A 5,935-nucleotide genomic window follows, 5' to 3' on the forward strand; every position below is an offset into this window, starting at 1 on the left:
TCGTCCGTGCTGTCATTCTCTTTTTTTACTTTACTTTTGACGGAGAAGCGTGTCGCCCGCGTCTTATACGCGTAAGATCGTCGGCAGCGTCAGATGTGTATAAGAGACAGCAGCCCCGTTTATCGCGAAAAGCCAGTCGGCGATTGAGCATTTTCAGGGCGTGGATAGCGTCAGCATCCCTCCGCCCTGATCTAGAGCGGTTCCGGTTAAAGCGGAATCGTCGGAACCGCTCTATCTATTTGTTTTGTCGCATTTGCCTCACGCAAAACCGCTTCGCACTTTTGCTGGAAATGCTCTATGCGGTGCTATTTGCCCGCTGCCTGCTGCGCATAGACATAGCTGTCATAGGTATATTCAGCGACGCGGAACCACTCGAAGCCCTCGTCGCGGAACTTTTTCCAGGCCGGATAGATTTTTGCCCAGGCCGGGTTCTTCTCGTTGTACTCGGCATAGAGATCGAAGGTGACTTTGTAGGCCGCATCCAGCACATCGCGCGGCAGCGGCTGGAGCTTGACGCCTTTCGACACCAGCGAGCGGATGGCGGCGGTGTTTTTCACGTCGTAAAGCGCGATCATGTTCTGAGTCGCTGCTTCCGCCGCCGTGTTGAGCGCCACCTTGTAGGCTTCCGGCAGGCTCTCATACTGCTGCTTGTTGATGAAGAAATGCACCGAGGCGCCGCCTTCCCAGAAGGCCGGATAATAATAATAAGGCGCGATCTGGTAGAAGCCGAGCTTTTCGTCGTCGTAAGGGCCGACCCATTCGGCGGCATCGATCGTGCCGCGCTCCAGCGACGGATAGATATCGCCGCCCGGAAGCTGCTGCGGCACGACGCCAAGGCGCGACATGACTTCGCCCGCCACACCGGCGATACGCATCTTGAGGCCCTTGAGGTCCGCGACGCTCTTGATTTCCTTGCGATACCAGCCGCCCATCTGGGCCGCGGTATTGCCGCCGACGATACCGACGACGCCGTAATCGGACAGGAACTCGTTATAAAGCTCGTTGCCGCCGCCATGATAGAGCCATGCGTTCTGCAAGCGCGTGTTCATGCCGAAGGGCAGCGCGGTGCCGATGGCGAAGGCCGGGTTCTTGCCGGTGAAATAATAGCCGCAGGTATGGGCCATTTCGACCGTATTGGCCTGCACGGCATCGATGGCCTGCGGGCCGGGCACGATTTCACCCGCCTGGAACACCTGAATCTGGAACTTGCCGTCGGTCATCTTGGAAACCGCGTCGGCCATATAAACGGCCCCGCCATAGATGGTGTCCAGATTGTTCGGGAAGCCCGAGGTAAGCCGCCAGCGCAGCGTCGGCAGTTCGGCTGCGATGGCTGGCGTGGCAAGGGCCGCGCCGCTGGTTGCGGCAGCAGCGCCGATGGCAGCGCCTTTGGTCAGAAAGCTGCGGCGGTTCAGGTTTTCTTTCATGTCTCTCCTCCACAATATGCGTTGTTGTTCATGAAGCTTGCGCACTGTTTGATGTCCCCACTCATTGCGCAGGCTTTTCCTTTTGATCGGCACCCTGTCCGAAGCTTGGCGCAGGGGAGCCGAAGGATGGGGCGGGCAGCGGGTCGGTCGACGGCGCAGGCGCGCCGAAAGGTGCTGGCGCGGCGCCAAACGGATTGCCGCCGCCCGCATCCGGCATCGGCACGTTGATCTGGATCGAAGCCGGATCGACCTGCGGATGATTGCCCTTGTAATGGGTGACGAGGCCCGGAAATGTGATGATGATGCCGACCATCACAACCTGGATCAGCAGGAACGGGATCGATCCCATATAGATCTGGCCCGATGTCACCGGCTGGATGGTCGCGCCCGTCACCTTGTCCTTATAGGGTCGCGATGGCGCGACCGACCGGAGATAGAAGAGCGAGAAGCCGAACGGCGGATGCATGAACGATGTCTGCATGTTCATGGCCAGCATCACGCCGAACCAGATGAGATCGATACCCAGACTGTCGGCGACCGGCGCCAGCAGCGGAATGATGATGAAGGCCAGCTCGAAATAATCGAGGAAGAAGGCCAGGAAGAACACCAGAATATTGGCGACGATCAGGAAGCCCACTTCGCCGCCGGGGATCGACGTCATCAGATGCTCGACCCAGACATGGCCGTTGACGCCATAGAAGGTGAGCGAGAAGACACGCGCGCCGAGCAGGATGAAGATGACGAAGGATGACAGCTTCGCGGTCGCATAAAGCGCCGAGGTCAGCATCGTCATGTTGAGACGGCGGTTGATGATGGCCAGCAGCAGCGCGCCGACCGCGCCCATGGCGCCGCCTTCCGTCGGCGTCGCGACGCCGATGAAGATCGTGCCGAGCACGAGGAAGATCAGGACCAGCGGCGGCACCAGCGAAAGCACCACGCGCTGCGCAAGCTTCCAGCCTTTCAGCGTGCGCGCCTGCGGCGGGAGGGCCGGAACCGAATCAGGCCGCAGGACCGACATGATAATGATGAAGCCGACATAGACCGAGACGAGCAGCAGGCCCGGAACGAGTGCGCCCTTGTACATGTCGCCGACAGAGCGGCCCAGCTGGTCGGCCAGAACGATGAGCACGAGGCTTGGCGGGATGATTTGCGCCAGCGTTCCGGAAGCGGCAATGGTGCCGCTCGCCACCTTGCGATCATAGCCGTAGCGCAGCATGATCGGCAGCGAGATCAGCCCCATGGAGATCACGGAGGCCGCGACCACGCCTGTCGTTGCCGCCAGTAGCGCGCCGACGATGATGACCGCATAGGCAAGGCCGCCGCGCACGGGGCCGAACAATTGGCCGATCGTATCCAGCAGATCTTCCGCCATGCCGCTTCGCTCGAGGATGAGCCCCATGAAGGTGAAGAAGGGGATGGCGAGCAATGTCTCGTTCGACATCTGGCCGAAGATGCGGTCGGGGATGGCGCCGAACAGGTTGACGGGCAGAAGGCCCATTTCGATGCCGATGAAACCGAAGGCGAAGCCCACAAAGGCGAGCGCGAAAGCCACGGGATAGCCAAGCAGCAGCACGACCACCAGCGACAGGAACATCAGGGGCGCGAGATTCTCCGCGAAGAAAGCAAACATGTCCATTCCCCTCACAGCGCCTGGGCTTCGGCATCTTCCAGGGCAACCGTATCCGGTATGCGTCCCTGCAAAATGGCGATGCGCTTGATGAGTTCGGATATGCCCTGCAAGGCCAGCAGCCCGAAGCCGATGGGAATCATCAGCCAGACCGGCCAGAGAACGAGGCCGCCCGTATTGTTGGAGGTTTCACCGCTGGCGATCTTGGCCATCACGATGGGCCAGGAGAGATAGATCGTGATGATGCAGAAAGGCAGGAGGAAAACGATCGTGCCGAAGATTTCGACCAGAAGCTGGGTGCGCCGCGAATAACGGCTATAGAGAAGATCGACCTTCACATGCTCGCTGTGCAGCAGCGTATATCCGGCCGCAATCAGGAAGACGGCCGAGAACAGATACCATTGCGCTTCCAGCCAGGCATTGGAGCTGACATTGAACAGCTTGCGCGAAACCGCATTGACGGCGCTGATGAGCACAGCCACCAGTATCAGCCATGATACGGATTTTCCGATAAAATTATTGGCCGCGTCGATTGCACGCGACAGCGCCAGCAAGCCTGACATCGCTCCTCCCCTTCTGCTCCGCCTCCTCAAGCGGTTTTGCGGCGAATGATAAGACCGGCGATTCCCTGCCGCAAGCGGACGAAAGTTCTAAGAAACGAAGCGCTACCCATTAGTGGGTAAGGTAATAGCGCGGACGGGACCGGATGTCCCTTTACTGCGACGACAGGCGCAGCCGGTTCTCGATGGTGTAGCGGGTAAGACCGGCGGTGCTGGCGATCCCGAGCTTCTTCTTGATGTTCTTGCGGTGGGTTTCGACGGTTGCTTCGGAAATGCCGAGCCTCATTGCAATCTCGCGGTTGCTGCCGCCTTCGGCCACCAGCACGAGCACGTCGTTTTCGCGCGCGGACAACCCCTCCGACTTTCTTTCTCCGCTATCGAGCAGCGCTTCGGACACGCCGGAAGAAAAATAGGTTCCGCCCGATGCCACCGCATGAATGGCGGCGACAATTTCAGAGGTCGGCACGTCTTTCAACACATAGCCGGAAGCACCGCGCATGATGGAGGTCGAGATATATTCGCGGCTGTCATGCATGGACAGCATGAGAATGCGAATTCCCGACAATTGCTTCTTGAACAGTTCGATGGCGTCGATCCCGTTAAGAAGCGGCATATTGATATCCATCAGAACCACATCGGGATTGACGGTCAGCGCCAGATCGAGTGCTGCCCGCGCATTGGAGGCCGCGCCTGCAATATCGATGTCGTCATAGGTTTCGAGAACAGCCCGTAAACCATCCAGCACCAGCGGATGATTATCCACGAGCAATACGCGAATCTTGCATTCATTCGTCATGCGACTTCCGGTTCCCGCCTTCTTTCCGTTGCCGATTTTGGCAAGCGTGCGGTGAGTTGCGTACCATCCGCGCTGGTTTCAACCAAGAGCACCCCGCCGAAATGTGCCATCCGCTCCTGCATATTGCGCAGGCCCAGCCCCGACAACTGGTCTTTCAGGTCACGCGCGGTAAAGCCGTTGCCGTCGTCGGTTATGGTCATGGCAACCCTGCCATTGGAACCCCATAGCCGGATACACACATGGCTGGCGCCGGAATGGCGCTCGACATTGGTGAGCGCTTCCTGCACGACACGATAAAGCGCCGTGCTTGCCTCCGGCTTCAATGTTTCGTTCAGCCTGCTTGCCTCAAGCTTCGTTTCAATGCCGGTCCGTTCCGAAAAATGATCGCACAGGGCCTTGAGCGCGACCGTCAGGCCAAGATCGTCCAGAATGCGCGGGCGCAGATCGTGCGACAGCCGGCGCACCTCCTTGATCGCACCGTTGAGGGCATCGGACGCCTTTTCGATCGCAAGCGGCGCGCCGCCGCTGCCCATTCTCACCTGACGGCTTGCAAGGTCGATGGCATAGCGAACGCCAACCAGATTTTGGGATATGCCGTCGTGAAGTTCGCGCGCCAGGCGTGCCCTTTCTTCCTCCTGCGTATCGATGATGCGCTGCGCCAGTTCCTTCAGCTTGGTGTCGGCCATGCGCCGTTCTCGCAGGTTGAGCAGCATGCAGGTCGCGAAGACAAGCATCACCGCCGGCACCGCGATCAGGCTGACGATCAGGAAAGTGGTGCGGATATTCGCGCGAAAATCCGCATTGGCGGCAGCGGTCTGCACATAGACATCATCAAGGTAAACGCCGGTTCCCAGCATCCATTTCCACTTGTCGAGGCCGACCGCGAAGGAAAGCTTGTCCGCCATTTCGCCGCTCGAAGGCTTTTCCCATTTATACTGATGCAGCCCGCCGCCTTCCTTCGCCTTGTCGATCAGATTGGCGATCACGCGATCTCCATCCGGATCGACGAGGTCGAGCCAGTTGTGGCCCGGTCGAAACGTCTGGCGGGGATGGACGACATTGTTGCCGTTATAATCATAGACAAAGAAATAGCCGTCGCGGCCATAATCGAGCGAGGTCAGAATTTCGCGCACCTTTTCCATGGCCGCGGTGTCGTTGGGGCCCGCATCGTCGTAAATCTGCTGGATGGAAGATAGCGCCAGATTGGTGAGATTGAGAAGTTCCGTTTCCTTGGCTTTCAGCATGTTCTTTTCGAAGGTCGCGATACTGCTCTGCACGAGATTCGCCGATTGCCATGTAATAAAGGCAGTAACCGTCAAAATAGCCACGATAAGCGGCACAATCGCCAGTGCAACGATCTGATAACGCAGCGTCACGTATTCTCCTTCCGGCCCATGGCCGGCTTATCCTCAGGTCAGGTCTTCCCAAGTCTAGAGTCCCGACGTCATCAGGAAAAGGGGAAACGGCGTAAAACCTTGCCCAAAAGAAAAATCTCCCAATCCTTCCGGGCAGGAGGCTAAAATTTATC

The 5,935-nt window shown here is 58.6% G+C and carries 5 protein-coding genes; all 5 read right to left on the reverse strand.

Going from position 1 to position 5,935, the window contains the following annotated elements; translation table 11 throughout:
• Window positions 1-305: 305 nt before the first annotated feature.
• Complete coding sequence (locus AVM02_RS13650) at window positions 306-1,424, reverse strand: TRAP transporter substrate-binding protein (RefSeq protein WP_411507477.1); 1,119 nt, start codon at window positions 1,422-1,424, stop codon at window positions 306-308.
• A gap of 61 nt (window positions 1,425-1,485) precedes the next feature.
• Complete coding sequence (locus tag AVM02_RS13655; protein ID WP_411507478.1) at window positions 1,486-3,054, reverse strand: TRAP transporter large permease; 1,569 nt, start codon at window positions 3,052-3,054, stop codon at window positions 1,486-1,488.
• Between the two features lie 11 nt (window positions 3,055-3,065).
• A complete protein-coding gene (locus AVM02_RS13660; RefSeq protein WP_411507479.1) occupies window positions 3,066-3,614 on the reverse strand; it encodes a TRAP transporter small permease subunit in 549 nt (182 codons plus the stop codon).
• A 151-nt stretch (window positions 3,615-3,765) separates the two neighbouring features.
• Window positions 3,766-4,407 carry a response regulator gene (locus AVM02_RS13665; RefSeq protein WP_411507480.1) on the reverse strand — a complete coding sequence of 214 codons (642 nt, stop codon included), beginning with the start codon at window positions 4,405-4,407 and terminating at the stop codon, window positions 3,766-3,768.
• Window positions 4,404-5,783, reverse strand: a complete 1,380-nt coding sequence (locus AVM02_RS13670; RefSeq protein ID WP_411507481.1) for a cache domain-containing protein — start codon at window positions 5,781-5,783, stop codon at window positions 4,404-4,406. The genes AVM02_RS13665 and AVM02_RS13670 overlap by 4 nt, the downstream gene beginning before the upstream one ends.
• Window positions 5,784-5,935: the final 152 nt, after the last annotated feature.

Origin of the sequence: Brucella anthropi (assembly GCF_046630315.1) — a bacterium.
Taxonomy (GTDB): domain Bacteria; phylum Pseudomonadota; class Alphaproteobacteria; order Rhizobiales; family Rhizobiaceae; genus Brucella; species Brucella anthropi_A.